Raw genomic sequence first — 25355 nt, forward strand, 5'->3', positions numbered from 1 at the left:
GGCATGACCCCGCTCTCCGTCCTCGACCTCTCCTTCGTCAGCGCTGACTCGACCCCGGCGCGGGCGCTGCACGACACGCTGGCCCTCGCCCGCCACGTCGATAACCTCGGCTACCGGCGCTACTGGCTCGCCGAGCACCACGCGCTCCCCAACGTGGCGAGCCCGGCGCCCGAGATCATGATCGGCCAGATCGCCGCCGCGACCCGCAACCTCCGGGTCGGCTCGGGCGGCATCATGCTGCCGAACCACGCGCCGCTGATGGTGGCCGAGCGCTTCCGGGTGCTGGAGGCCCTGTTCCCCGGCCGGATCGACCTCGGTCTCGGGCGCGCGCCCGGCACGGACGGAATCACCGCGCGGGCGCTGCGCCGCCGGGAAGCGCCGGGGGAGGGCGGCGGCCACGGGGGCGGGGACGACTTCCTCGACCGCCTTCAGGAGCTGCTGTTCTGGGACGGCGGCTTCCCGGAGGGGCACCCGTTCGCGCGGATCGAGGCGAGCCCCGCGGGGGTGCCGCTGCCGCCGATCTTCCTGCTCGGCTCCTCCGACTACAGCGCCCGCCTCGCCGGCGAGATCGGCTGCGGCTTCGGCTTCGCGCAGCACTTCTCCGGGATGCCCGCGGAGCCGCCGATGCTGGACTACCGGACCCGGTTCCGGCCGACGCGGCTCGGCGCGAAGCCCCACGCGATCCTGGCGGTGGCGGCGATCTGCGCCGCCACGGACGCGGAGGCCGAGCGCCTCGCCTCCAGCGCGCGGCTCGCGACGCTGCGGCGGGAGCGCGGCGAGTACCGGCCTCTGCCGAGCCTCGCCGAGGCGCTGGACTACCCGTATTCCGACGGCGAGCGGGTGCAGATCGAGCGCGGCCGCGACCGCCTGCACGTGGGCGGCCCCGAGACCCTGCGGGCCCGGCTCGCCGAGATGGTCGCGCGCACGCAGGCCGACGAGCTGATGATCGTCTCGGCGATCCCCGACCAGGCGGCGCGGCACGATTCCTACGCGCGGCTCGCGCAGGCCTGGGGGCTCGGCGCCGCCTCACAGGCGGCCTGAGCCGTCACCCGGCGCCCGCCCGGGTCCTGGCGGCGGCGGCGCCAGCCGTGCAGGCTCCCGCCCGGATCACGCCCGCGACCAGACGGGCCGACCGGAGGAGAGCCAGCATGGGCAACCGACGCGAATTCCTGACCGCCACGGCCGCGGGCCTCGCCGCCGCCGCGGCGCCGGCCCGGGCCGCCGAGGAGCGCACGGCGGCGCCCGGGCCCGGCAAGCCGAGCGCGCCCGCGCCCGCGCCCGCGCCCGCGCCCTTCGGCATGCCCCGGGATATGGTGCTGCTCAACATGCGCCGTGGCGACGGCTACGCCCTGGGGGTGAAGACGAAGGACGGCGTGCTCGACGTCGAAGCCGCCGGCCGGGCCCTCGGGATGCCGGCTCCCGCCGACATGGACGACCTCCTCCAGAACGGGCGCTTCCTGCTGGCGGAATCCGGCATCGCCTACGCGCCGGTGGTCACGCGGCCCGAGAAGATCATCATGATGGGCTTCAACTACCGCCACCACGCGGAGGAGACCGGCACGCCGATCCCGAAGGATCCGCCGCTGTTCAACAAATACAACAACGCCCTGAACCACCACGGCGGCACGATCGCGCTGCCGACCCAGGCGGCGCGGGAATTCGACTACGAGACCGAGCTGGTGATGGTGTTCGGCCGCGAGTGCCGGAACGTGTCCGAGGCGGACGCCCTCGATTATGTCGCCGGCTACTGCACGGGCAACGATTTCAGCGCCCGGGACCTCCAGACGCTGACCTCGCAGTTCATGATCGGCAAGACCTCGGACGGGTTCGCGCCGCTCGGCCCCTACCTGGTGACCGCCGACCGGGTGAAGGACCCGAACAACCTGAAGCTCAAGACGCTGGTCAACGGCCAGGTGCGCCAGGACTGGAGCACCAACGACATGATCTTCAACTGCCGCCAGCTGATCAGCTTCGCGTCGAAGGTGATGACGATCAAGCCGGGGGACATCTTCTACACGGGCACCCCGCAGGGGGTGATCTTCGGCGAGAAGATCCCGCGCTAGGACCGGGCGTGGCTGAAGCCCGGCGACGAGGTCGTGTCGGAGCTGGAAGGGCTCGTTGAGCTGCGCTTCAAGCTGGCCTGATCCGTCCTCCGATCGATGCGACCCGCATCGTCATCACGGATACGAAGCGCGGCCGACCCCTCTCCCGTGCGGGAGAGGGGCCCGCGCCCGTCCTCAGCGCCCGAACAGGCGACCGAGACGGGCGAGGAAGCCGCCCCCGTCCGCGGGCTTCGCACCGGGCGTCGCCGCATGCGCGGCCCCCGCCTTCGGCGCCAGGACCAGCCCGAGGGCTGCCGTATCGGTGGTCTCGCGGTCGATCAGGATCAGGCTGCCGGTCTCGCGGTTCTCCGCGTAGGCGTCGACCGCCACCGCCCGGTCGAGGCGGAGCGCCACGTCGGCGATGTCGTTCGCCGACAGGCGCTCGGCCGGGCCGGGCTGGCCGGTCTCCGGATCGATCCGCGAGGCGATCCGCTCCACGGTCGCGGTGACCGTGGCGGTGCCGATCTTGGCGAGCAGGCTCGCGCCCGGACTGAGATCGGTCTCGGCCGCCCAGAACAGGCGCGCGTCGAGGGTCTCGGTGACCCGCATCGGCGCGTCGGTGGCCACGATCACCTGCCCGCGGGAGGCGTCGATCTGGTCGGCCAGCACCAGGGTCACCGACTCGTCCTCGCCGGCCTCGGGCAGGTCGCCGTCGGCGGTGTAGATCCGCGCCACCGTGGAGGTCCGGCCGGAGGGCTGCACCGTCACCGAATCGCCCGGCCGCACCCGGCCGCTGGCGATCCGGCCGCTGTAGCCGCGGAACTCGGAATTGGGCCGGTTGACCCACTGCACCGCCATCCGGAACGGCGCGTTCAGCGCCTCCGCGCGGACCGGCACGGTCTCGAGGTAGTGGAGCAGGGTGCCGCCCGTGTACCAGGGCGCCGCGACGCCCGCGTCCACGACGTTGTCGCCGTTCTTGGCCGAGAGCGGGATCGCCTTGACCTCGGAGAAATTCAGCCCGCGGGCGAAGTCCGAGAACCCCGACACGATGCCGTCGAAGGTGCCCTGCGCCCAGCCGGCGAGGTCCATCTTGTTCACCGCCAGCACGACGCGGCGGATCCCGAGATTCGACACGAGCAGCGCGTGGCGCCGCGTCTGCCGGGTCAGGCCCTGGCGGGCGTCGACCAGGATCACCGCCACGTCGGCCGTCGAGGCGCCGGTGGCCATGTTGCGGGTGTACTGCTCGTGGCCGGGGGTGTCGGCCACGATGAAGGAGCGCTTGTCGGTGGAGAAGAACCGGTAGGCGACGTCGATGGTGATGCCCTGCTCGCGCTCGGCCTGGAGGCCGTCGACGAGCAGCGCGAGGTCCATCTCCTGCCCCTGCGTCCCGTGCTTGCGCGAGTCGCGCTGGAGCGCCGAGATCTGGTCGTCGAAGATCTGCTTGGTGTCGTGCAGGAGCCGCCCGATCAGGGTCGACTTGCCGTCATCCACCGAGCCGCAAGCGATGAAGCGCAGCACCGCCTTGTTGCGGTGGGCGGTGAGGAACGCCGCGTAGCCGGAGGCCCGGTCGGTGAAGGCCGTGGGAGCCTGGTGGAGCGTCATCAGAAATAGCCCTCCTGCTTCTTGCGCTCCATGGCGCCGGCCCCGTCCTTGTCGATCACCCGGCCCTGCCGCTCCGAGGTGCGCGCCGCCAGCGTCTCGCCGATGATCTCGGGCAGCGAGGCCGCGTCGCTCTCCACCGCGCCGGTGAGCGGGTAGCAGCCGAGCGTCCGGAAGCGCACGAGGCGCTGCTGCGGGGTCTCGCCCGGCGCGAGCGGCAGGCGCTCGTCGTCGACCATGATGAGCTGGCCCTCGCGCTCGACGACCGGCCGCTCCTTGGCGAAGTAGAGCGGCACGATCGGAATGTTTTCCTGCTCGATGTAGAGCCAGATGTCGAGCTCGGTCCAGTTCGACAGCGGGAAGACGCGCAGGGACTCGCCGCGCTTCTTCTTGAGATTGTAGAGGTGCCAGGGCTCGGCGCGCTGGCGCTTCGGGTCCCAGCGGTGCTGCGCGGTGCGCAGGGAGATGATCCGCTCCTTGGCGCGGCTCGCCTCCTCGTCGCGGCGGGCGCCGCCGAAGGCCGCGTCGAACTTGTGCTTGTCGAGCGCCTGCCGCAGGGCCTGCGTCTTCATCACGTCGGTGTGCACCTCGGAGCCGTGGCTCACCGGCCCGACACCGCGGGCGAGCCCGTCCGGGTTGGTGTGGACCAGGAGGTCGAGGCCGAGCTCCTTGGCGCGGGCGTCGCGGAAGGCGATCATCTCGCGGAACTTCCACGTCGTGTCGACGTGGAGCAGCGGGAACGGCAGCCGCCCGGGCGCGAAGGCCTTGAGGGCGAGGTGCAGCAGCACCGAGGAATCCTTGCCGATCGAGTAGAGCATCACCGGGTTCTCGGTCTCGGCGACCGTCTCCCGGAAGATGTGGATGCTCTCGGCCTCCAGCCGCTTGAGATGGCTGAGGCGGTCGGCGGCGGTCGGTGCGGGCGTGGGGGCGCTCGGCTGCACGGCGGCGGCGAGGGCGGCGCTCATCGGGCGAACTCCGGCTGGCGGGCTGTCTGATTCGGGGTGGTCTCGAAGGCGGCGGGCTCGAGGATCGCGGGCTCTTGGCCCGGCTGCACGGCCGCACCGGGGCGTCCGACGTGCAGGCCGCACTCCTTCTTGTCTTCCTGCTCCCACCACCAGCGGCCGGCCCGCTCGGGCTCGCCGAGCTTCACGGCGCGGGTGCAGGGGGCGCAGCCGATCGACGGGAAGCCGCGATCGTGCAGGACGTTGTAGGGCACGAAATTGTCGCGCACGAAGCGGTCGACCTGCTCCCGCGACCAGTCGGCCAGCGGGTTCAGCTTGATCAGGCCGCGCTCCGCGTCGAACGCGGCGAGCGGCGTCGCGGCGCGGTTGGCCGACTGGCCGGCCCGCAGGCCGGTGAGCCAACCGCTCGCGCCGGCGAGCGCGCGGCCCAGCGGCTCGACCTTGCGGAAGCCGCAGCAGGCCTGACGGGCCGCCACCGAGCGCCGGAAGCCGTTGATGCCCTCGCTCCGCACGAAATCCTCGGCGGCCGCGCGTTCGGGGGCGTAGGCGGTGATTCGGATGCCGTAGGCCGACTCGGTCTCGGTCCACGTGTCGTAGGTCTCGGCGAAGAGGCGGCCGGTATCGAGGGTGACGATCTCGACGCGACCCTTCGCGAGGCCCGCCATGGCCAGCGCGTGGGTGAGCGCCTGGTCCTCGACGCCGAGGCTCGTCGTGAAGACGAGGCGGCCGGGGATCTCGGCGGCGATCAGGTGGAGGCGGCCTGGAAGGTCGAGCCCGGACAGCCGCTCCGCGAGGGAGTCGGCCGCCTGTCGGTCCGGACGGGTCATCGCGCCATGTCCCGGGGTTCGCGTGGTGGAAAGGCCACGGCCAGCGCCGTGCCTGTTGTCGAGCGGTCGAAATGTTCGCTATACCGAACGAAGTCAAGGCGCCCCGGCGCGCTTGGCGGGGTCGGACCGGCGGTTCGGCGTGCGGTTGCGCACAGCTTCCGGCGCGGGCAGCATGGGCCCGAGGTAAAAGATTCTTCTCACCGGTCCCGGTAGACACGTATATGCGCTCGCGCCCCGCGCGCGGCGGAAGCCCACGGAGACAGCTTTGGACGCGATCGATCTGAAGATTCTCGCCCTGCTGCAGACGGACGCCACGCTCTCCATCGCGGCGATCGGCGAGCGCGTGGGCCTGTCGCAGACCCCGTGCTGGAAGCGCATCCAGAAGCTGGAGGCCGACGGGGTCATCGACCGGCGCGTGGCGGTGCTCGATCCGGTGAAGCTGGGCCTCGGGCTGACCGTGTTCGTCTCCATCGAGACCGCGGACCATTCCCAGGAGTGGCTGCAGCGCTTCGCCGCAACCGTCTCGGCCATGCCGGAGGTGCTGGAGTTCTACCGGATGGCCGGCGACGTGGACTACATGCTGCGGGTCGTCGTCGCCGACATGCAAGCCTATGACAGCTTCTACAAGCACCTCATCGCGGTGCTGCCGCTCAAGAACGTCACCTCCCGCTTCGCGATGGAGAAGGTGAAATCCACCACGGCCCTGCCGCTGCCGGCGCCCCCGAAGAACGGGCGGCACCTGCCGGGGACGGCCCCCGTCCTCGCTGTGGTTGGAGAATGATATTCTCTTTTTTCGCAGTGCAGCGAACGTGATGTCCTATACGCCGCCCGTTCTGCAAAACGAACGTTTCTCGATTGACACCGGCCGCGCCGGCCCCGACATGGTCCCGTGATGTCCCGCCAGAATCTCCTCCCGCGCACCGCCCCGTTCGGGGACGGCGAGCGCGCCAGCCTCGACGCGGTGCTCGGCACCGCGAGCCCCACGCAGCGCGCCTGGCTCGCCGGCTTCCTGGCGGGCCTCGACGCCGCGGGCGGCCAGCCGGCCGCGGTGCCGGCCGCCCCGCCCAAGGCCGCCGCGCCGCTGACGGTGATCTACGCCAGCGAATCGGGGAACTCCGAGGCGCTCGCCGGCAACGTCGCCAAGCTCGCGCGCAAGCAGGGCTTCAAGCCGAAGGTGGTGGACTTCGCCGACCTCGACGTCGCGACCCTGCCCAAGGCCGGCAAGCTGATCGCCATCGCGGCCACCTGGGGCGAGGGCGAGCCCCCGGCCCGGGCCGTGCGGGCCTACGGCGAGTTGATGGGGGAGGGCGCCCCGCGCCTCGACGGCGTCGAGTTCGCGGTCCTGTCGCTCGGCGACACGTCCTACGCGGAGTTCTGCGCCATCGGGAAGGCGCTCGACGCGCGCTTCGAGGCGCTCGGCGCCAAGCGCGCCGCCGAGCGGGCCGACCTCGATCTCGACTTCGAGAAGCCGGCCGCCGACTGGATCAAGGGCGCGCTGAAGGCGCTCGCACCGGCCGAGCAGCCCGACAACGTCGTGGCGGTGGACTTCGCCCGCGCCGGCGCCGGCGAGGACGACGACGCCGAGCCGAGCCGCGAGCCCGTCGTGGTCGAGGTCGTCGAGCACGTGAACCTCAACTCGTCGCGCTCCGACAAGGAGACGATCCACCTCGCGCTCGCCTTCGAGGACGGCGCGCCGGCCTACGAGCCCGGCGATTCGCTGGAGATCTATCCCGAGAACGACCCGCAGCTCGTGGACGAGATCCTGAACGCCGCCGGGCTCTCCGGCGACGAGGCCCTGCGCCGGGCGCTGCTCGCCGAGCGGGACATCACCACGCTGTCGGCCGCCACGATCGAGCGCTTCGTGAAGGCGACCGGCCACGCGGAGGCGCAGACGCTCATCGACAGCGGCGAGGCCAAGGCCTGGATCGAGGGCCGCCACCTGATCGACCTGCTGGAGACCTACCCGGCGAAGCTCACGGCCGATCACATCGGCACCATCACCCGGCCGTTGCCGCCGCGGGCCTACTCGATCGCCTCCTCGCGCAAGGAGGTGGGCGACGAGGTCCACCTCGCGATCGCGGCGGTGCGCTACGAGACCCACGGCCGCGCCCGCTCGGGCGTCGCCTCGGTCCACGTCGCCGACCGGATCCGCGACGGCGCCAAGCTGCGGGTGCGGCTGAAGCCGAACCGCCACTTCCGCCTGCCGCAGGATCCGGCCACCGACATCATCATGGTCGGCCCGGGCACCGGCGTCGCGCCGTTCCGCGCCTTCGTGCAGGAGCGCCGGGCCGTGGAGGCCCCGGGGCGGTCGTGGCTGTTCTTCGGCGACCGGCACTTCACCCACGACTTCCTGTACCAGCTCGAGTGGCAGGACGCCCTGGAGGACGGGTCGCTCACGAAGATCGACGTGGCCTTCTCGCGGGACCAGCCGGAGAAGGTCTACGTTCAGGACCGGATCACCCAGCACGCGCAGGAGTTGGTCTCCTGGCTGGACGGGGGCGCGCATCTCTACGTCTGCGGCGATGCCAAGGCCATGGCCAAGGACGTGCGCGCCGCCGTGGTGGGCGCGTACCAGAGCGCGAAGGGCCTCAGCGCCGCCGAAGCCGAGGCGCAGGTCGCGGCGCTGGAGCGCAGCCACCGCTACCAGCAGGACGTTTACTGACGGATCGGCCTTCCGAGGCCACAGGATCGAGATTGCAGCGGAGCAGGACGGGGCGCGGGTCCCCTCTCCCGGGCGGGAGAGGGACAGGGTGAGGGATCCAGGTCTTTCCGGAGAGGGCGCGTCCCTCACCCCGACCCTCTCCCGCCGGGGAGAGGGGAACCGTCGCGGATCCCGCCCCTTCCGTGAACCGGCGCGCGCTCCGCTCGACACCCACCCCTGACGCGGGGGCTGGGAGACGCGTTCAGACAGACGGATTCACCCCATGGACGACCACAGCCCCCGCGACGCCGCCGAGACCCCGGCCCCCGGCCCGACCACCGCCCCGGCCAAGCGCGTCTACGAGACCCCGCCGACGACGCGCCCGATCACGGATGCCGAGGCCGCGCGCGCGGAGAAGCTCGCGGCGAACGAGCACATCAAGATCGCCAGTGGCTACCTCCGCGGCACCCTGGCGGACGGCCTCCTCAAGCACGCCACCGGGGCGATCTCGGAGGATGACGGGCAGCTCGTGAAGTTCCACGGGATGTATCTGCAGGACGACCGCGACCTGCGCCCCGAGCGGACCAAGAAGAAGCTCGACAAGGCCTACAGCTTCATGATCCGCCTGCGCATCGCCGGCGGCGTCATCACCCCGAAGCAGTGGCTGATCCTCGACGACATCGCCCGGACCTACGCGGGCGGGGCGCTGCGCGCGACCACGCGCCAGACCTTCCAGTACCACGGCGTGATCAAGTCGAACCTGAAGCGCACGATGGCGGCCATCGACGGCGCGCTGCTCGACACGATCGCGGCCTGCGGCGACGTCAACCGCAACGTCATGGCGGCGACGAACCCCGCTCAGACCGGCGCCCACAAGGCCGCCTACCAGCTCGCCAAGGACATCTCCGACTCGCTGCTGCCCAAGACCAGCGCGTGGCGGGAGATCTGGCTCGACGGCGAGCGCGTGGTCGGCGGCGAGGAGGAGGCCGAGGTCGAGCCGGTCTACGGCCGGACCTACCTGCCGCGGAAGTTCAAGACCGTCGTGGCGGTGCCGCCCTCCAACGAGGTCGACATCTTCGCCCACGACCTCGGCTTCATCGCGATCCTCGACAAGAAGAACCAGGTCACCGGCTGGAACGTGACGGTGGGCGGCGGCATGGGCATGACCCACGGCGAGCCCGACACCTTCCCGCGCACCGCCGACGTGATGGGCTTCGTGAAGCCCGAGGACGCCCTGAAGGTCGCCGAGGCGGTGATGACCGTCCAGCGCGACTGGGGCAACCGCAAGAACCGCAAGAACGCCCGGCTCAAGTACACGATCGAGCGCTACGGCCTCGACGCCTTCCGGGCCGAGGTCGAGAAGCGCGCCGGCAAGAAGCTCGGCGCGCCCAAGCCCTTCACCTTCACGGGCAACGGCGACCGCTACGGCTGGGTCGAGGGCGACGACGGCCGCCACCACCTGACCCTCTACGTGCCCTCGGGCCGGATCAAGGACATCGCGGGCGGCGCGCAGTTCCTCTCGGGCCTGCGCCGCATCGCCGAGGTGCATCAGGGCGATTTCCGCCTCACCGGCAACCAGAACGTCATCATCGCCAACGTCCCGGCCGAGAAGCGCGCCGAGATCGACGCGCTGGTCGACGAGTACGGCCTGACCCGGGGCGCGAGCGCGCTGCGGCGCAGCTCGATCGCCTGCGTGGCCCTGCCGACCTGCGGCCTCGCGCTCGCCGAGAGCGAGCGCTACCTGCCGGACCTGATGACCGAGCTGGAGGAGAGCCTCGCGTCCCACGGGCTCGCCGAGGAGGAGATCACGATCCGCTCCACCGGCTGCCCGAACGGCTGCGCCCGGCCGTTCATCTCGGAGATCGGCCTCGTCGGCCGCGGCCCCGAGCGCTACCACCTCTACCTGGGCGCCGCCCACGACGGCTCGCGGCTCAGCAAGCTCTACCGGGAGGACGTGGCGGCCTCCGAGATCCGCGACACCCTCGACCCGCTCTTCGCCGACTACGCGCAGGGCCGGCAGCCGGGCGAGCATTTCGGCGACTACCTGATCCGCGCCGGCCACGTGGCGCGGACCACCAACGGCCCGGACTTCCACGAGCGGACCGGCGCCCTCAAGCCGGCCACGCTCGGCTGACGAAAGGCCGCGCGCGTCCGGGACGGCGCTTCCGGACGCGCCGGGACCGCGAGGCCGCGGCGGCAGGGCAGGGGAATGCGGGTCGCGGCCCTGCCCTGACCGGAGCCGCGCGCCGATCCCGGGCGGCCGGGCCGCGGCGCGAGGGATCCGAGCCCCGGAAGAGCTCCCCGCCCACGCGTGGATCCGAACGGCCGTTCCGAGAAAACCGGAACCGCCGCCGGAGACCCGGCCGCGCTCGCGCCGGCACGCCCGGTAGATTCCCGCCCTCGCATATCCCCGCCCCAGCGGTGCGCTGCCGTCGCAACCCATCGCCCCCGATGAGAATGAACGTTCATTGACATGAGAATGAACGTTCATTATAAGGGTGAGGCAAACAGGAGCGCGCGATGGCTCTCACCCTCGAAGGCCGCTGGTCCGATCTCGATGCCGAGCGTTTCGGCGCCCGCGGCCCGGGCGCCCTCGCCCTCGTCCGCGCCGTCTGCACCCCCGCCAACCTGACCTTCGGCGCCGTCCTGGCCCTCGCCTGGCTGGCCCTGATCAACTGGACGGGCGCCGGCCCGGACGGCTGGCAGGCCCGGATCTGCGCGGACCTGCATCAGGGACCGCAATCCTGCGCGGTCGCCAGCCTGGGCAAGGACCAGAGCCGCGTCGCCCCGGTCGCCGTCACGGCGCAGCCGGGATCGTGACCGTCGCGGCGGACAGGAGGGCGGAGGCCCGCGGCGACCCGTCCGCCCGGCGCGCGCACATCCTCGACGCCGCCGAGGCCTGTTTCGCGCGCAACGGCTTCCATCGCACCACCATGCAGGACCTCGCCCGCGAGGCCGCGATGAGTCCGGGCAACTTCTACCGCTACTTCGAATCCAAGGAGGCCCTGGTCCTCGGGCTGGTGGAGCGCGAGCGCGAGCGCGGCACGCTCCTGGTCGCCGAGATGGAGGGCAGCGGCGACCCGCGCGGGACGTTGCTGGGCATCATCGCCCGCTACTTCGCGTCGATCACCCGCGAGGCCGCGACCCTGCGGGTGGAGATCTGGTCGGAATCGACCCGCAACCCGGACATCGCCGCCATGACGGCGCGGACCGAGGCGGAGAGCCGCGACTGGTTCGTGGCGACCCTGGCGGCGCTCGCCACCGCGCCGGGATGCGATCCGGCCGGGCTCTACGCCCTGCTCGCGCCGCTGATGAAGGGGATCGTCGTCGGCCGGGCCGCGCTGCCCGACTACGACGTCGCCGCGGCGATCGCCCAGCTCCACGTGCTCCTCGACGCCGGGCTCGACGGTCGCCTGTCGGCCCCGGCGCACGCGGGCCGACACGCCGGCCGCTGATCCCGGCACCGCTGCTGCCGCGCCCTCGGGAAGCACCGGCGGCGCGCCGGTCGAACCGCCATCGACGATCGCGCGCCGGACACGGCGCGCGGTACGCCGGCCGGTCCGCGTTTCCCCCCTCGCGCGGGCCGGCCGGCCGTTCTCCCGGGCGATCCCGCGCGGTCCCCTGACAGACGCGACGGCGTGAGTCGGCCCGCGGCCCGGGATTCAGCCGGTTGCGAAGGCCACGCATTACACACTCTGTAGTTGGCATCTTTGAATGATTTCAAAGCATTGCCCCTCAAAGCGTGCCTTCCGCGCCACATCCGGGCCGAGGATGCGCGCGTCACCCGCGGCTTTCGGGATCGGCGTTGAGAAAGGACGGCGTTTGCACTCTAGAAACACCGCACCGCGTCGATACGCCGCTCTTGAGAACGATTTTAAATCATGCACGCCGCCCGGATCGACGCAGTCGATCGCATCAAATACTGCCGGTCGCGCCTGAATATCTGCAGCACCGGACTCGCGACGTCGCTCCTCCTGCTCGCGCCGACGGAGATCCGCGCGCAATCCGACCCGGCCGCCGACGAGGTCGTGCTCTCCGAACTCAGCGTTGCGGGCACGGGCCCGGCCAGCGAGCGGGCCGACGGTCCCGTCGTGGGCTACCGGGCGACGCGCTCGGCGACCGCCACGCGCACCGACACGCCGGTGCGCGACTCGCCGCAATCGATCAACGTCGTGTCCCGCTCGGTGATCACCGACCAGCAGGACCTGCGGCTCACCGATGCCGTGACCAACGTCAGCAACGTGGTTCTCGGCAGCACGGTGCAGGGACGGTCGCAGAACTACCTGATCCGCGGCTTCTCCACGCAGGTCTTCGCCGTCGACGGCGTGCTGGTCGATCCGGCCATCAACTTCTACCCGGTCACGCGTGACCTCGTGGACGCCGAGCGCGTCGAGGTGATCAAGGGCCCGGCCTCGGTGCTGTTCGGCCGGGGCGATCCCGGCGGCGTCATCAACATCGTGACCCGCCGGCCCACCTTCGAGCCCACGGCCGACGCGAGCGTGCAGGGCGGCAGCTTCGGCTTCCGGCGCTTCCAGGGCTCCGTGTCGAGCGCGCTGCCCGCCGTCGAGGGCCTCGCCGCGCGTCTCAGCTTCGCCGCCCAGGAGGATCCGACCTTCCGCAATTACGGCGGCGACACGAACCGGCGCGTCTTCGTGGCGCCGGCCTTCAGCTGGACGCCGAGCGCCGACACCCGGGTCTACGTGAACTCGGAATTCACCAACCAGCACACCCAGTACGACGAGGGGCTGGTGGCCTTCCGCGGCCGCGTCCCGCTCGACAACATCGGCCGGTTCTACGGTGAGCCGTCCTCGCGCTACTTCGGCGCGTTCAACACGATCACCATGCGGGCCGAGCACGACGTCAACGAGAACCTGACGCTCCGGCAGGTCATCGCCGGGCAATGGGGCACGTTCGACGTGTTCGCCGCCCGTGCCCTATCGGTCAACAATGCCGGCACGCTGCTGAGCCGGCGCGAAGCCACGGTCAACTCGCGCTTCGCCGCGGTCGACAGCCAGACCGAGGCCGTGATGAAGTTCGACACCTTCGGCTTCGCCCATACGGCGCTCCTCGGGTTCGAGTACTCGAACGGCTTCCGCCACGCCTTCTCCCAGCAGGGCAACCTCGCCCCGGTCAGCTTCCTCAACCCGATGTTCGGCGCGGCCTTCCAGCCGCTCCAGTTCCAGGCCGACCTGAAGCAGAAGCTGGAGGTGTTCGGGCTCTACGTCCAGGACCAGATCGTGCTGGCGCCGGGCCTGCAGCTCGTCGTCGGGGCCCGGTTCGATCTCGGCAGCCAGTACTATTTCAACCGGCAGCCGGCCTCGCGGACCCAGCCGCCCGAGCAGACCCTGTTCGGCGCCTCGCCGCGGGTCGGGCTGATCTACCGGCCGTTCGAGCCGCTGACCTTCTACGCGAGCTACGCCACGTCGTTCCTGCCGCAGACCGCCAGCGTGCTGAACGTGGCGAGCCCCCCGCCCAGCACGGGCGAGCAGGTCGAGGCCGGCACCCGGGTCGATCTCACGCCCGGCCTGACCCTGAGCGCGGCCGCCTTCCAGATCGTCCGGGACAACGTCGCGGCCACCGACCCGCGCAATCCCACCTTCTCGGTCATCACCGGCCAGCAGCGGTCGCGGGGTGTCGAGGCCGATCTGGCCGGCGAGATCCTGCCCGGCTGGAGCATCATCGGCAGTGTCGGCCTGATCGACGCGCGGATCACCAAGGACACGACCTTCGCGGTCGGCAACCGGCTCACCGGCGTGCCGGTGTTCAGCGGCAGCCTGTGGACGACCTACGCGTTCCAGGACGGCCCGCTGCGCGGGCTCGGGCTCGGCTTCGGCGTCACCCATGTCGGCCGACGCTACGGCGACCTCGACAACAGCTTCACCGTGGGCGCCTACAACCGGCTCGACGCGCTCGTGTACTACGATTTCGACGCCCACTGGCGCCTGTCGGTGAACATGCGCAACCTGACGAACGCGCGCTACATCGAGGCGCCGACCAACGCGACCAACAACACCCCCGGGGCGCCGTTCACGGTGCTGGCGACGATCACCGCCCGGCTCTGACGGGCGGGCCGCATCGCCCGAGCGGCCGGGCCCGTCGGGACGCGGATCGCCGCCCCGCCGTCCGCGCGACGGGGTGGGTGTCATCGAACGCTGGCGCCGCCGGAGGCCCGCCGTCAGGGGCTCGCCGTGCGGACCGCGCCCGCCGGCGCCCCGGCCGCGACGGTCCTGCGGCAGGCGCCGGCGCGGCGGCGCAGGACGTAGAGCGTCAGGCCGGTCGCCGCGAAGCCCGGCATGGCCAGCGCCGCGAGGCAGAAAAGCAGCGCGACGAGGTCGCCGAAGAAGCGGCCGCGATGCACCTCCAGGACGTTGTCCAGGAGGCGCCGGCCCAGCGGCGCGTCGGCGGCCCGCTCGGAGGCCAGCAGCGCGCCCGTGGCGGGGTCGTAGCGGATCTCGTTGCGGGCGCTCGGCGCGTCGACGCCCTTCGGCAGCCAGCGGATGCGGATCGCCTTCGTGTCGGCGCCCGGCAGGGTCAGGACCGCCGTCCCGGCCTCCGCGCCGGTCCGCGCCCGGAAATCCGCCCAGGCGCGGTCGACGGCCGCGCCGTCGGCAATGGGATCGGCCGGTTTTCCGGCGGCACTGCGGCCGGCCGGCTTCGCGGCGTCGGGGGCGCCCACGAGCAGCCGCGTCGCGCCGTCCTTGAACCACGGGTAGGACCACGTCAGGCCGCTCAGCGCGATGACCAGGTAGACCGGCAGGAGCCAGGTCCCGACCACGGCGTGCAGCGACCACCAGCGCGGCCGGCCGGGCCGCGACAGGGCCGGCTTCAGCCAGATCCGCCAGCGGTGGATCCGGGGCCAGCGCAGGTAGAGGCCGGTCGCCAGGAAGGCCAGCAGCGCCAGGGTGCAGGCGCCCGTGACCGTGCGGCCCCAGCCCTTGGACCCGCCGGGCAGCAGCAGCCAGCGGTGCAGGTCCCGCACCGTCGTGAAGGCGCCCTCCAGCCGCACCGGGCCGAGCAGCGCGCCGTCGTAGGGGTCGGCGTAGGCGGCGGGCGGCCGCGCGCGGGTCTCGGGGTCGCGGGCGAAGCGGACGTGGACGCTCGCGCGCGGGTCGTCCGACAGGGTCAGCACGTTGGCGACGCGGCCGCCCGCCTGCGCGTCGATCCGCGCCGCCAGCGCCGCGGGGGGCAGCGCCGTCCGCCCGCCGGGCGCGACCTCGAGCCGGTCGCGGTTGGCGAAGGCGGTGACCGCCTCCTCGTAGCTCATCAGCGCCCCGGTCAGGCCCATCAGGGCGAGGACGAGGCCGGCGGTGAGGCCGAGCGCCCAGTGCAGGCGGAAGAGCAGGGTCCGGAGGGAGGGAATCGGCAGCGTCATGGCGGTGCCGGCTGCCTAGCAGAGTCCGGCCACGCTGACGACGCGGCGGGACGCAACGCCGTCCCGCCGGTGAGTCTCAGGTGATCGGCGCGGGGTTGAACAGGGTCAGGTCGTTGAACAGCCCCCACCGGTCCGACCAGGGGCGCTTGCGCCCGCTCGCCACGTCGAGGATCAGGTGGAACAGCTCCCAGCCGACCTCCTCGATCGTCGCCGCGCCTGTGGCGATGCGGCCGGCATCGAGGTCGATCAGGTCGGACCAGCGCTCGGCCAGCTCCGTGCGGGTGGCGACCTTGATCACCGGCGCCTGACTGAGGCCGTAGGGCGTGCCGCGGCCGGTGGAGAAGACCTGCAGGGTGATGCCCGAGGCGAGCTGCAGCGTGCCGCAGACGAAGTCGCTCGCCGGCGTCGCGGCGAAGATCAGGCCCTTCTCGCGGACGCGCTCGCCGGGCGCCAGGACCCCGGAGATCGCGCTCGTGCCCGACTTGGCGACCGAGCCCAGCGCCTTCTCGACGATGTTGTTGAGCCCGCCCTTCTTGTTGCCCGGCGACGGGTTGGCCCGGCGGTCGGCCTCGCCCTTGGCGAGGTAGGCGTCGTACCACGCCATCTCGCGGACCAGCGCCGCGGCGACCTCCGGGCTCTTCGCCCGCGGGGTGAGGAGGTGGATCGCGTCGCGCACCTCGGTCACCTCGGAGAACATCACGGTGGCGCCGCAGCGGACCAGCAGGTCGGCCGCGAAGCCGAGCGCCGGGTTGGCGGTGACGCCCGAGAAGGCGTCGCTGCCGCCGCACTGCAGGCCGACCACCAGCTCGGAGGCCGGGCAGGCCTCGCGCGTCCGGCGGTTCAGCACCTCCAGGCGGGCCTCCGCCATGGTCAGGATGCTGTCGATCATGGCCGAGAAGCCGTGGTGGCGCTCGTCCTGCAGCCGCACCACCCCGTCGCCGGCCGCGCCGCTGTCGGGCAGGAGCCGCTCCGAGACGAGCTTCTCGCAGCCGAGGCCGACGACCATGACCTCGCCGCCGAAATTCGGGTTCTGCGCGAGGCTCTGGAGGGTCCGGATCGGCACCACCGCCTCGGGGGCGTTGATGGCGACGCCGCAGCCGTAGGCGTGGGTCAGGCCGACCACGTCGTCGACGTTGGGGAAGCGCGGCAGCAGCTCCTGCTTGATCCGCCGGATCGCCACGTCGAGCGTGCCGGCGACGCACTGCACGCTGATCGAGATCGCCAGGATGTTCTTGGTACCCACCGACCCGTCCGGGTTGCGGTAGCCCTCGAAGGTGTAGCCCTCGAGCGGGGGCAGGGGGGCCGGCACGCGGGTGGCCATCTCCAGGGCGTCGAGGGCGGGGGCGACCGGCGTCGCGACGCGGGATTCCTCCACCCAGGCGCCCCGCGGGATCGGTTGCGTCGCGATGCCCACCACCTCGCCGTAGCGGCGGACCGCGCCGCCCTCCGGGATGTCGGTGAGCGCCACCTTGTGGCCCTGCGGCACGAACTCGACGAGTTCCAGCCCGTCCGGGAACACCGTGCCGGCCGGCAGCCCGAAGGCGTTGACCACGATCGCGACGTTGTCGCTGTCGCTCAGGCGGATCGTGCGCGGCACGTCGCCGGCGGCCCCTGCGGCCCCTCCGGCCCCCGCGCCGGCCGGGTGCGGGCGGGTCGGGGCTTCGATCTCGGCCTGCATCGGATGCTCCTTCCGTCTCGCGCCCGTCCGGGCTCCTGTCGGGATCAGGCGGCGTCGCCGACCGCGTGGTTCGCCAGGGCCTCCAGGGCCTTCACCATGGCGGAGTGGTCCCAGGCCGCGCCGCCCTGGGCCACGCAGGCCGAGAACAGCTGCTGCGCCAGCGCCGTGGCGGGCAGGCTGAGGCCGAGCGTCCGGGCGTTGTCCAGGGCGAGGTTCAGGTCCTTCTGGTGCAGGCCGATGCGGAAGCCGGGATCGAAGGTCCGCTCGATCATCCGCGCGCCGTGCAGCTCCAGGATCCGCGAGGTGGCCAGCCCGCCGGTGATCGCCTGCCGCACCTTGGCGGGGTCGGCGCCGGCCTTCGAGGCGAAGAGCAGCCCCTCGGCCACCGCCTCGATGGTCAGGGCGACGATGATCTGGTTGGCGACCTTGGCCACCTGTCCGGACCCGACCGGGCCGACATGCGTGACCGTCTTGCCCATCGCGGCGAACAGGGGCTCGGCGCGCGCGAAGGTCCCGGCCTCGCCGCCGACCATGATCGAGAGCGCGGCGTTCTTGGCCCCGACCTCGCCGCCCGAGACCGGCGCGTCGAGATAGGCGCCGCCCCGCTCGACGATCCGGGCGGCGAAATCCTTGGTGGCGAGCGGCGCGATCGAGCTCATGTCGATCACGGTCTTGCCGGGCGACAGCCCCTCGGCGACGCCGCCCGCGCCGAACAGGACCTGCTCCACGTCCGGGGTGTCGGGCAGCATCAGGATGATCGTGTCGGCGCGCTCGGCGACCTCGGCGGCGGTGTCGCAGGCGGTGCCGCCCGCCGCGAGCAGGGCCTCGGGCACGCTGCGCCGGGTCTTGAGGAACAGGCTGTGGCCCGCCGCGATCAGGTGTCCGGCCATGGGCGTGCCCATGATGCCGAGGCCGATGAATCCGATGTTCATGGATACGATCCCGGTTGCGGAACTCAGGCGCGGAAGCGGGCGGCGAGCGCCTCGGAGCTGCGGGCGAGGAGCCCCATGTCGGAGCCCACCGCGGTGAAGCGGGTGCCGGCCGCGATGTAGCGGCGGGCCAGCTCCTCGCTCGGCGTGAGGATGCCGGCCTGCTTGCCGGCCCGGACGACCCGGGCGACCGCCGCCTCGATGGTGGCGACCACCTCCGGGTGGCCCTGCTGGCCGACATAGCCGAGGCTGGTGGAGAGGTCGCCGGGCCCGATGAACACGCCGTCCACGCCCTCCACGGCGGCGATCGCGTCCAGATTGTCGAGGGCGCGGCGGGACTCGACCTGCACCGCCACGAAGATCTCGGCCTCGCAGCGGGTGTGGTAGTCCTTGATCCGGCCGAACCGGGCGGCGCGGGGCGCCTGCGAGAAGCCGCGGATGCCGCGGGGCGCGTAGCGCGTCGCCGCGACCACCCGGGCGGCCTGCGCGGCGTCGTCGATGTTGGGGATCATCAGCGACTGGGCGCCGGCGTCGAGGATCCGCTTGATGGTGATCGGGTCGTCGCTCGGCACCCGCACCATCGGGTGCGTGTCGCCCTCCATCATCGCCTGGAGCTGGGCGTAGATGTCCCGGAGGTCGTTGGCCGAGTGCTCCATGTCGAGGAGCAGCCAGTCGAACCCGGCCCCGGCGACCACCTCGGTGGAGATGGGACTGGCGAGGCTGCACCACAGGCCGATCTGCTGGCGCCCCTCGGCGAGGGCCGCCTTGAAGCGGTTGGTGAGGCTGTCCATCACGATCCTCCCTGGGGGCGTCGCGGCGTCTGCGCGCCGTCCGCCCCATCACGCGCAGCCTTCCGCCGCGAGGTCAAAGCCAAACACTGGATCGATCGATGCGGATCGCGCATCGATCGACCGTGCGGGCTCACGCGGGCGGCATCTCGGCCACGATCGAGACCAGCTGGGCGATGAGGGGGTCGTCCGCGTCGCGCCGCCACGCGAGGAGCAGTTCCACCGGGCGCGGCGCCGGCAGGACGAGGGGGCGGAACACCACGCCCTCGAAGCGCAGGCGCTCGGCGGCGGCCGGCACCAGGGCGATGCCGAGCGCCGCCCGGACGAGGGCCAGGATCGAGTGGATCTGCGTGAGCTGCTGGACCGTCGGGGGCCGGATCTCGGCCTCGGCGAGCAGGCCCAGGACGAGGTCGTGGAAGTAGCGCGCCTCGTTGGGCGCGTAGCCGATGAGCGGCTCGCGCCCGAGATCGGCGGGGGTGAGCCCGTCGCGCAGGGCCAGGGGGTTCCCGGCCGGCAGGGCCACCACCAGGGGCTCGGCCAGCGCCCGGACGGCGATCAGGTCCGGGTGCGTCACGGGCGGGCGCACCAGCGCGGCGTCGATCCGGCCGGCGAGCAGCTCCTCGATCTGGTCCTTGCTGACCATCTCGCGCAGCGCGAGCGTCACGTCCGGCAGCGCCCGCCGGAACGCGGTGACGAGGCGCGGCAGGAAGTCGTAGGCCGAGGCCGCCGTGAAGCCGAACTTGAGGACGCCCGCGCGCCCCGCCGCGACCTGCCGGGTGACGTGCGTCGCGGTCTCGGCGAGCCGCAGGATGCGCTGCGCCTCGGGCAGGAAGCTGCGACCGGCGGCGGTCAGCCGGACCGTGCGGCTGGTGCGCTCCAGGAGCTGCACGTCGAGGACGCGCTCCAGGACCTGGATCTGCCGCGACAGCGGCGGCTGCGTCATGTTCAGCCGGGCGGCCGCACGCCCGAAATGCAGCTCCTCCGCCACGGCGGCGAAGCACCGGAGCTGGCTGAAGTCGAACATGAAGGCTCCCTCTCCCGGACCGCGGCGCAGTCGGGCGGGAGCATAAGGCCTTCGCGGCGGCCACGTTGAGATCGCCGCCCTCATCCAATTAGGTAAGGCGGCGGCCTCCGGGCCCGACCGGCCTACGGGGTCACCTCGTGCCCGGCATAGTCGATCCGGCCGTCCGGCCCCTTGGTCCACTCGTAGATGACGTAGTCGGGGCGGGTGAGATCGCCCTTCCCGTCGTAGGCGATCGGGCCGACCACCGTGTCCACCGGCTTGCCCCGGTGCAGCCAGTCGGCGAGCGTCTTCCCGTCGCTGGAGCCGGTCTCGGCCATCGCCTTGGCCAGGACCTGCACGGCCGCGTAGGCGTAGAGCGTGTAGGCCTCGGGATCGATGCCCCGGGCGTTGAACGCCGCCACCACGCCCCTGGCGTTCGGGTTCTTGCGGGCGTCCGGCGCGAAGGTCATCAGGGTCCCGGCCGCGCCCGGGCCGGCGATCTGGACGAATTCCTTGTCGGGGATGGCGTCGCCGCTCATCATGCGGGCGGCGAGGCCCTGATCGCGCATCTGCCGGATGATCAGCCCGGCCTCGGTGTGCACGCCGCCGAAATAGACGACGTCGACGTTGGCGGACTTCATCTTGGAGACGAGCGCCGAGTAGTCCTTCTCGCCCGGGTTGATGCCCTCGAACAGCACCTCCTTGCCGCCCTTGGCCCTGAACGCCTTCAGCGTCTCGTCGGCCAGCCCCTTGCCGTAGGGCGTCTTGTCGTGGACGAAGGCGATCTTCCTGCCCGGGAAGTGCGCGGCCAGGTAGCTGCCCGCCACCGCGCCCTGCTGGTCGTCGCGGCTGCAGGTGCGGAACGTGTTCCACATGCCGCGCTCGGTGAACTTCACGCTCGTGGAGGCCGGCGTGACCTGGATGATGCCGGCGTCGAGATAGACGTCGGAGGCCGGGATCGTGACGCCGGAATTGTAGTCGCCGACGACCATCTTCACGCCGTCGCTGGCGAACTTGTTGGCCACCGAGACGCCCTGCTTCGGGTCGGAGGCGTCGTCGCCGACCGTGACGGTCAGCGTCCTGCCCTTCAGCGTGCCGGCCCTGTTGATGTCCTCGACCGCCTGGCTCACGCCGTTCCGGATCTGGGCGCCGAAAGCCGCGTTCGGCCCGGTCATGGGCGCGGCGACGCCGATCTTCACCGGCGCGCCGCCCTCCTGACCTTGCGCCGCGGTCATGAACAGCAGCCCGGCCAGGCCGGCCATCAATAGTCGCGTCATCTTTCCCCCAAGATGTGGCCGGACAGATCGCCGACGAACGCTGAATTCGGATAGATCAACGCGGATCCCCGCGCGTCGAGTCGCAGATCACCCGGCGCGATCCTGTCGCTCACCTTCACCGGGGTCAAGGTTTGGGGGTGGGCCGAGACGGTCACCGGCGCGGGCGCGCGATCGGCCGGCGGGCGCTCACGGAGCCGTGCGGCGGCCCGAAGGCCCGACGGGTCGGGATGGCGCCGATGATGCATCGGGCCGGCGCATCCGCAGCGAACCGCCGTGACCGATGACCGCCTCCCGTCCCCGCCGCACCCCCAGCCCCGGCCGACCGGGCCCGCGTCCGGGACGCGGCTGATGGGGCCGCGCGCGGACGAGGATCGGGACGGGGATCGGGACAGGGATCGGGGCGAGGGTCGAGACGCGTCGGTGGACTGGGCCGAGCGCCGCCGGATCGCCGAGCAGGGACGGGGCGACCGGGCGTGGTCGCTCTGGGGCCCCTACCTCAGCGAGCGGCAATGGGGGACCGTGCGGGAGGATTACAGCCCCTGCGGCAACGCCTGGGCCGCCCTGACGCACGAGGACGCCCGCTCGCGCGCCTATCGCTGGGGCGAGGACGGGCTGGCCGGGATCTGCGACGAGCGCGGCAACCTGTGCCTGGCCCTCGCCCTCTGGAACGGGCGCGACCGCATCCTCAAGGAGCGGCTGTTCGGCCTGACCAACCAGGAGGGCAACCACGGCGAGGACGTGAAGGAGGTCTACCACTACCTCGACGCGGTCCCGAGCCACGCCTACCTGAAGATGCTGTACCGCTACCCGCAGGCGGCCTTCCCCTACGCGGAGCTCGTCGACGAGAACGGGCGGCGCGGGCGGGAGCAGCCCGAGTACGAGATCGAGGAGACGGGCGTCTTCGACGGGGACCGGTTCTTCGACGTCACCGTGGAGTACGCCAAGGCCGACGCCGACGACGTCCACGCGGTGATCACCGCGCTGAACCGGGGGCCCGAGCCCGCCGACCTCCACCTCGTCCCGCAGCTCTGGTTCCGCAACACGTGGTCGTGGGAGGCCGGGCAGGCGCGCCCGCGGATCGCCCGCGCGCCCGACGGGGGCGCCGTCTGCACCCACGAGCGGCTCGGGCCGTACCGGCTCGCCTTCGACGGTACGCCGGACCTGCTGTTCTGCGAGAACGACACCAACCTGCGGCTGCACGGCGGGCAGCCGGACGCCGCGGGGCCGTTCAAGGACGGTCTCCACGCGGCGATCGTCGACGGCGATCCCGCTTCGGTGCGCCGGGACGCGGGCACCAAGCTCGGCCTGCACTACGCGCTGCGGCTGGCGCCCGGGGAGACCGCCCGGATCCGCCTGCGGCTGTCGGCGGGCCTGCGCGCCCGGGCCGTCGACGACGGGTCCCTGGTCCGCCGCCGGGTGGCCGAGGCGGACGCGTTCTACGAGGAATTGCAGGACGGCATCGCGAGCGCGGATTCCCGCGCGATCTTCCGCCAGGCCGCCGCCGGCCTGATCTGGTCGAAGCAGCTCTACAGCTACGACGTGCGGCGCTGGCTGGAGGGCGACCCGCTCCAGCCGCCGCCGCCCCGGGGGCGCGCGGGCGGCCGCAACGGCCAGTGGCGCCACTTCGCGGCGGCCGACGTGCTGTCGATGCCCGACACCTGGGAATATCCCTGGTTCGCCGCCTGGGACCTCGCCTTCCACTGCCTGCCGCTCGCCCTGCTGGACCCGGACTTCGCCAAGAAGCAGCTCCTGCTGCTCACCCGCGAATGGTACATGCACCCGAACGGCCAGCTCCCGGCCTACGAGTGGGAGTTCGGCGACGCCAACCCGCCGGTCCACGCCTGGGCCACCTACCGGGTGTTCGAGATCGACCGGGACCGGCGGGGCGGGCGCGGCGACCTCGCCTTCCTGGAAGGCGTGTTCCACAAGCTCCTGATCAACTTCTCCTGGTGGGTGAACCGCAAGGACGCGCAGGGCCGCAACGTGTTCCAGGGGGGCTTCCTGGGGCTCGACAATGTCGGCGTGTTCGACCGCTCGCGCCCGCCCCCGGGCTTCGGGGTGGTGCACCAGGCCGACGGCACCGCCTGGATGGCGATGTACGCGCTCACCATGATGCGCATCGCCCTGGAGCTCGCCCTCCACAACGACGTCTACGAGAGCACCGCCTCCAAGTTCTTCGAGCACTTCCTGCTGATCGCCGAGGCCATGACCGACATGGGCGGGTCGGGCGGAGACGGGCAGGGCTACGGCCTGTGGGACGAGATCGACGAATTCTACTACGACGAGGTCGACATCCCCGGCGGCGGGATGCTGCCGCTGCGGGTCCGCTCGATGGTCGGGCTGGTCCCGCTCTTCGCCGTCGAGGTGATCGAGCCCTCCGTGCTCCACCGGCTGCCGGACTTCGCCCGGCGCCTGAACTGGGTGCTGGAGAACCGGCCCCACCTCGCCCGCCTGGTCTCCCGCTGGACCGAGGGGGGCGTGAAGGACCGCAAGCTGCTGTCGCTGCTGCGCGGCCACCGGATGAAGGCGCTGCTGCGCCGCATGCTCGACGAGGCCGAGTTCCTCTCGCCCTACGGCGTGCGCTCCCTGTCGAAGGTGCACCGCGACGCGCCCTACGTGCTCAACGAGCTCGGCGCCTCCTTCACGGTCCGGTACGACCCGGCCGATTCCACCTCGAACATGTTCGGCGGCAACTCGAACTGGCGCGGCCCGGTCTGGATGCCGATGAACTTCCTCATCGTCGAGGCGCTGCGGCGCTTCCACACCTATTACGGCGACGACTTCCTAGTGGAGTACCCGACGGGCTCGGGCGCGATGCTGACGCTCAGCGCCATCGCGGACGCCCTCGAGGACCGCCTGATCGCGCTGTTCGCCAAGGACGGGACCGGGCGCCGGCCGGCCTTCGGGACCCGGCCGCCGATCGCCCCGGCGCCGGGTGCCGAGGAGGCGCTGCTGTTCCACGAGTTCTTCGACGGGGATACGGGGCGGGGCCTCGGCGCCGCGCACCAGACCGGCTGGACGGCCCTGATCATCAACCTGCTGCGTGACCGGGCACGCCCGCGATAGGCGCGCCCGGCTGGGAGCCGGCCGATCCGGTCAGCAGCTCAGCCGCCGGCCTTCGCGACGCCCGAACACTTTGTAGTGGGCGGCGCCCGATTCCATCTGGCCGTTGGCCACGGCGCGGCGGACATCCGGATTGCAGCGCAGGTACTCGCGCTCGTCGAACCCGTAATTGGCGCGGCCGCGGTAATCGTCCCGGTCGCGGTAGCCGCGGTCCCGGTAATCGTAGTCGCCGCGGTCGCGGTAGCCCCGGCCGCCGTAATCGTCGTAGTCGGGGCGCGGCTGCGCGGAGACCGGGCCGACCACGCCCAGAATGCCGAGGCTCACCGCGGCCGCTGCCAGAATCGCCTTCATCGTACCAATCCTCCCTTGTCGGTGGCCAGAAACGCGTCGGGGCGCGGATGGTTCGATCGCCTCGGACGTGGCACCCCCGGCCAGCCCGAGCCCAGCCCCCGCGATGCGGGAAGCCCGCCTCGCGGCTCTGCCCCGGCCCGCGCCGGGGCGGACGCAGCCCCGGCGCGGATGCGCGTCACATGCGGCGCATCATCTCGCGACGCATCTCGCGGTGGCGCATCTCGCGGCGCATCTCCCGATGCATCATGTGGCGCTCCATCCGGTGGCGCATCATCCGGCGCTCCATGCGACGGCGCATCATGTGGCGCTCGACGGGATCCATCTGGACCGTCGAGACCATGCCGGCGGGCGCCGACACGCCCGTGCCGGGGCCGATCGGCGCGGCGGAGGCCGGGATCGCGACGGCGGAACCGAGGGCCGCCAGCAGGGCGGCGGCAATGATCGTTGAACGCACGTGAGGTTTCCTCTCTCGCCGCCCGGGAAGACGGGCGGGCGTTTCCAGGGGACTCGCGGCCGGATCCGCCCGCAATCCCGCCCAGGAAGGCTCGGGCCGCCCGGATGGTTCCCCGGACCGGGCCGCCCCGCCAGGAACGCGCCGGAGCGGTATCGCGACGGGCATCGCGTCGGGCCGGCGGCCGGGCCCCGTGGCCGCCCTGGGTTGGACCGGGCAGGGCGCAGGTGATGCACGAACGCATCACCCGGCCGCAAAAGCGAACGGAACCAAGCCGCGGCACGACCGAAGATCAGAGCAACATCTCCGCCCACAATGACTCGAATACATCATCAAAATACTCATTCTATAAAATCCGTGAGATCTATAAAA

Annotated in this window: 20 protein-coding genes; 9 read left to right on the forward strand and 11 right to left on the reverse strand. The window is 72.0% G+C overall.

Features of this window, described 5'->3' with window-relative positions; genetic code table 11:
• Window positions 1-3: 3 nt before the first annotated feature.
• A complete protein-coding gene (locus tag BMY19_RS13855; protein ID WP_100252063.1) occupies window positions 4-1041 on the forward strand; it encodes an LLM class flavin-dependent oxidoreductase in 1038 nt (345 codons plus the stop codon).
• Window positions 1042-1148: 107 nt separating this feature from the next.
• Entirely contained in the window at window positions 1149-2063 is a 915-nt protein-coding gene (locus BMY19_RS13860) for a fumarylacetoacetate hydrolase family protein (protein WP_244534917.1), read from the forward strand.
• Window positions 2064-2237: 174 nt separating this feature from the next.
• Here the strand turns inward: BMY19_RS13860 and cysN are convergent, their stop codons facing one another.
• The 3 genes from cysN to BMY19_RS13875 are packed head-to-tail and all read right to left on the reverse strand — an operon-like array spanning window position 2238 to window position 5430.
• Window positions 2238-3644, reverse strand: coding sequence for a sulfate adenylyltransferase subunit CysN (gene cysN, locus BMY19_RS13865; protein ID WP_100252064.1), 1407 nt, complete (start codon window positions 3642-3644; stop codon window positions 2238-2240).
• The gene (cysD, locus tag BMY19_RS13870; protein WP_091926378.1) at window positions 3644-4606 is read right to left on the reverse strand and encodes a sulfate adenylyltransferase subunit CysD; all 963 of its coding nucleotides are present in this window, start codon (window positions 4604-4606) and stop codon (window positions 3644-3646) included. Before cysD ends, cysN begins: the two co-directional genes overlap by 1 nt.
• Entirely contained in the window at window positions 4603-5430 is an 828-nt protein-coding gene (locus BMY19_RS13875) for a phosphoadenylyl-sulfate reductase (RefSeq protein ID WP_100252065.1), read from the reverse strand. Before BMY19_RS13875 ends, cysD begins: the two co-directional genes overlap by 4 nt.
• 265 nt (window positions 5431-5695) lie before the next feature.
• Between BMY19_RS13875 and BMY19_RS13880 the strand changes: the two genes are divergently transcribed.
• From BMY19_RS13880 to BMY19_RS13905, 6 genes are all read left to right on the forward strand, one after another.
• Entirely contained in the window at window positions 5696-6211 is a 516-nt protein-coding gene (locus tag BMY19_RS13880; RefSeq protein ID WP_010686224.1) for an Lrp/AsnC family transcriptional regulator, read from the forward strand.
• 111 nt (window positions 6212-6322) lie between these two features.
• Entirely contained in the window at window positions 6323-8092 is a 1770-nt protein-coding gene (locus tag BMY19_RS13885) for a diflavin oxidoreductase (RefSeq protein WP_100252066.1), read from the forward strand.
• A gap of 262 nt (window positions 8093-8354) precedes the next feature.
• On the forward strand, window positions 8355-10205 hold the full coding sequence (locus tag BMY19_RS13890; RefSeq protein WP_100252067.1) for an NADPH-dependent assimilatory sulfite reductase hemoprotein subunit: 1851 nt from the start codon (window positions 8355-8357) through the stop codon (window positions 10203-10205).
• 386 nt (window positions 10206-10591) lie between these two features.
• Window positions 10592-10891, forward strand: coding sequence for a hypothetical protein (locus BMY19_RS13895; RefSeq protein ID WP_020093189.1), 300 nt, complete (start codon window positions 10592-10594; stop codon window positions 10889-10891).
• Window positions 10888-11526, forward strand: a complete 639-nt coding sequence (locus tag BMY19_RS13900) for a TetR/AcrR family transcriptional regulator (protein ID WP_100252068.1) — start codon at window positions 10888-10890, stop codon at window positions 11524-11526. Before BMY19_RS13895 ends, BMY19_RS13900 begins: the two co-directional genes overlap by 4 nt.
• A 426-nt stretch (window positions 11527-11952) precedes the next feature.
• A complete protein-coding gene (locus tag BMY19_RS13905; RefSeq protein WP_100252069.1) occupies window positions 11953-14133 on the forward strand; it encodes a TonB-dependent siderophore receptor in 2181 nt (726 codons plus the stop codon).
• Window positions 14134-14246: 113 nt separating this feature from the next.
• Here the strand turns inward: BMY19_RS13905 and BMY19_RS13910 are convergent, their stop codons facing one another.
• The 6 genes from BMY19_RS13910 to BMY19_RS13935 all read right to left on the reverse strand — a co-directional run bounded on the left by BMY19_RS13910 (window position 14247) and on the right by BMY19_RS13935 (window position 21118).
• Complete coding sequence (locus BMY19_RS13910) at window positions 14247-15443, reverse strand: PepSY-associated TM helix domain-containing protein (RefSeq protein ID WP_100252070.1); 1197 nt, start codon at window positions 15441-15443, stop codon at window positions 14247-14249.
• A gap of 76 nt (window positions 15444-15519) precedes the next feature.
• Window positions 15520-17121 (reverse strand): galactarate dehydratase, encoded by a 1602-nt coding sequence (gene garD / locus BMY19_RS13915; protein WP_100252071.1) that lies wholly within the window; start codon window positions 17119-17121, stop codon window positions 15520-15522.
• 44 nt (window positions 17122-17165) lie between these two features.
• Window positions 17166-18053, reverse strand: a complete 888-nt coding sequence (locus BMY19_RS13920) for a 2-hydroxy-3-oxopropionate reductase (protein WP_100252072.1) — start codon at window positions 18051-18053, stop codon at window positions 17166-17168.
• 23 nt (window positions 18054-18076) lie between these two features.
• On the reverse strand, window positions 18077-18841 hold the full coding sequence (locus BMY19_RS13925; protein WP_020093195.1) for an HpcH/HpaI aldolase family protein: 765 nt from the start codon (window positions 18839-18841) through the stop codon (window positions 18077-18079).
• A 130-nt stretch (window positions 18842-18971) separates the two neighbouring features.
• Window positions 18972-19862, reverse strand: coding sequence for a LysR family transcriptional regulator (locus tag BMY19_RS13930; RefSeq protein WP_020093196.1), 891 nt, complete (start codon window positions 19860-19862; stop codon window positions 18972-18974).
• A 122-nt stretch (window positions 19863-19984) separates the two neighbouring features.
• Complete coding sequence (locus BMY19_RS13935) at window positions 19985-21118, reverse strand: branched-chain amino acid ABC transporter substrate-binding protein (RefSeq protein WP_026604934.1); 1134 nt, start codon at window positions 21116-21118, stop codon at window positions 19985-19987.
• A gap of 348 nt (window positions 21119-21466) precedes the next feature.
• Between BMY19_RS13935 and BMY19_RS13940 the strand changes: the two genes are divergently transcribed.
• Window positions 21467-24184: an MGH1-like glycoside hydrolase domain-containing protein gene (locus BMY19_RS13940; RefSeq protein WP_244534918.1), complete on the forward strand. Its 2718-nt coding sequence runs from the start codon at window positions 21467-21469 to the stop codon at window positions 24182-24184.
• 30 nt (window positions 24185-24214) lie between these two features.
• Here BMY19_RS13940 and BMY19_RS13945 read toward each other — a convergent pair whose 3' ends face one another.
• Together BMY19_RS13945 and BMY19_RS13950 are read right to left on the reverse strand one after the other, a co-directional pair.
• Entirely contained in the window at window positions 24215-24532 is a 318-nt protein-coding gene (locus BMY19_RS13945; protein ID WP_020093199.1) for a hypothetical protein, read from the reverse strand.
• A gap of 175 nt (window positions 24533-24707) precedes the next feature.
• A complete protein-coding gene (locus BMY19_RS13950; RefSeq protein ID WP_012318753.1) occupies window positions 24708-24986 on the reverse strand; it encodes a hypothetical protein in 279 nt (92 codons plus the stop codon).
• Between the last annotated feature and the right edge of the window lie 369 nt (window positions 24987-25355).

This window comes from Methylobacterium sp. UNC300MFChir4.1 (assembly GCF_900110155.1).
In the GTDB taxonomy this organism is placed as follows: Bacteria; Pseudomonadota; Alphaproteobacteria; order Rhizobiales; family Beijerinckiaceae; genus Methylobacterium.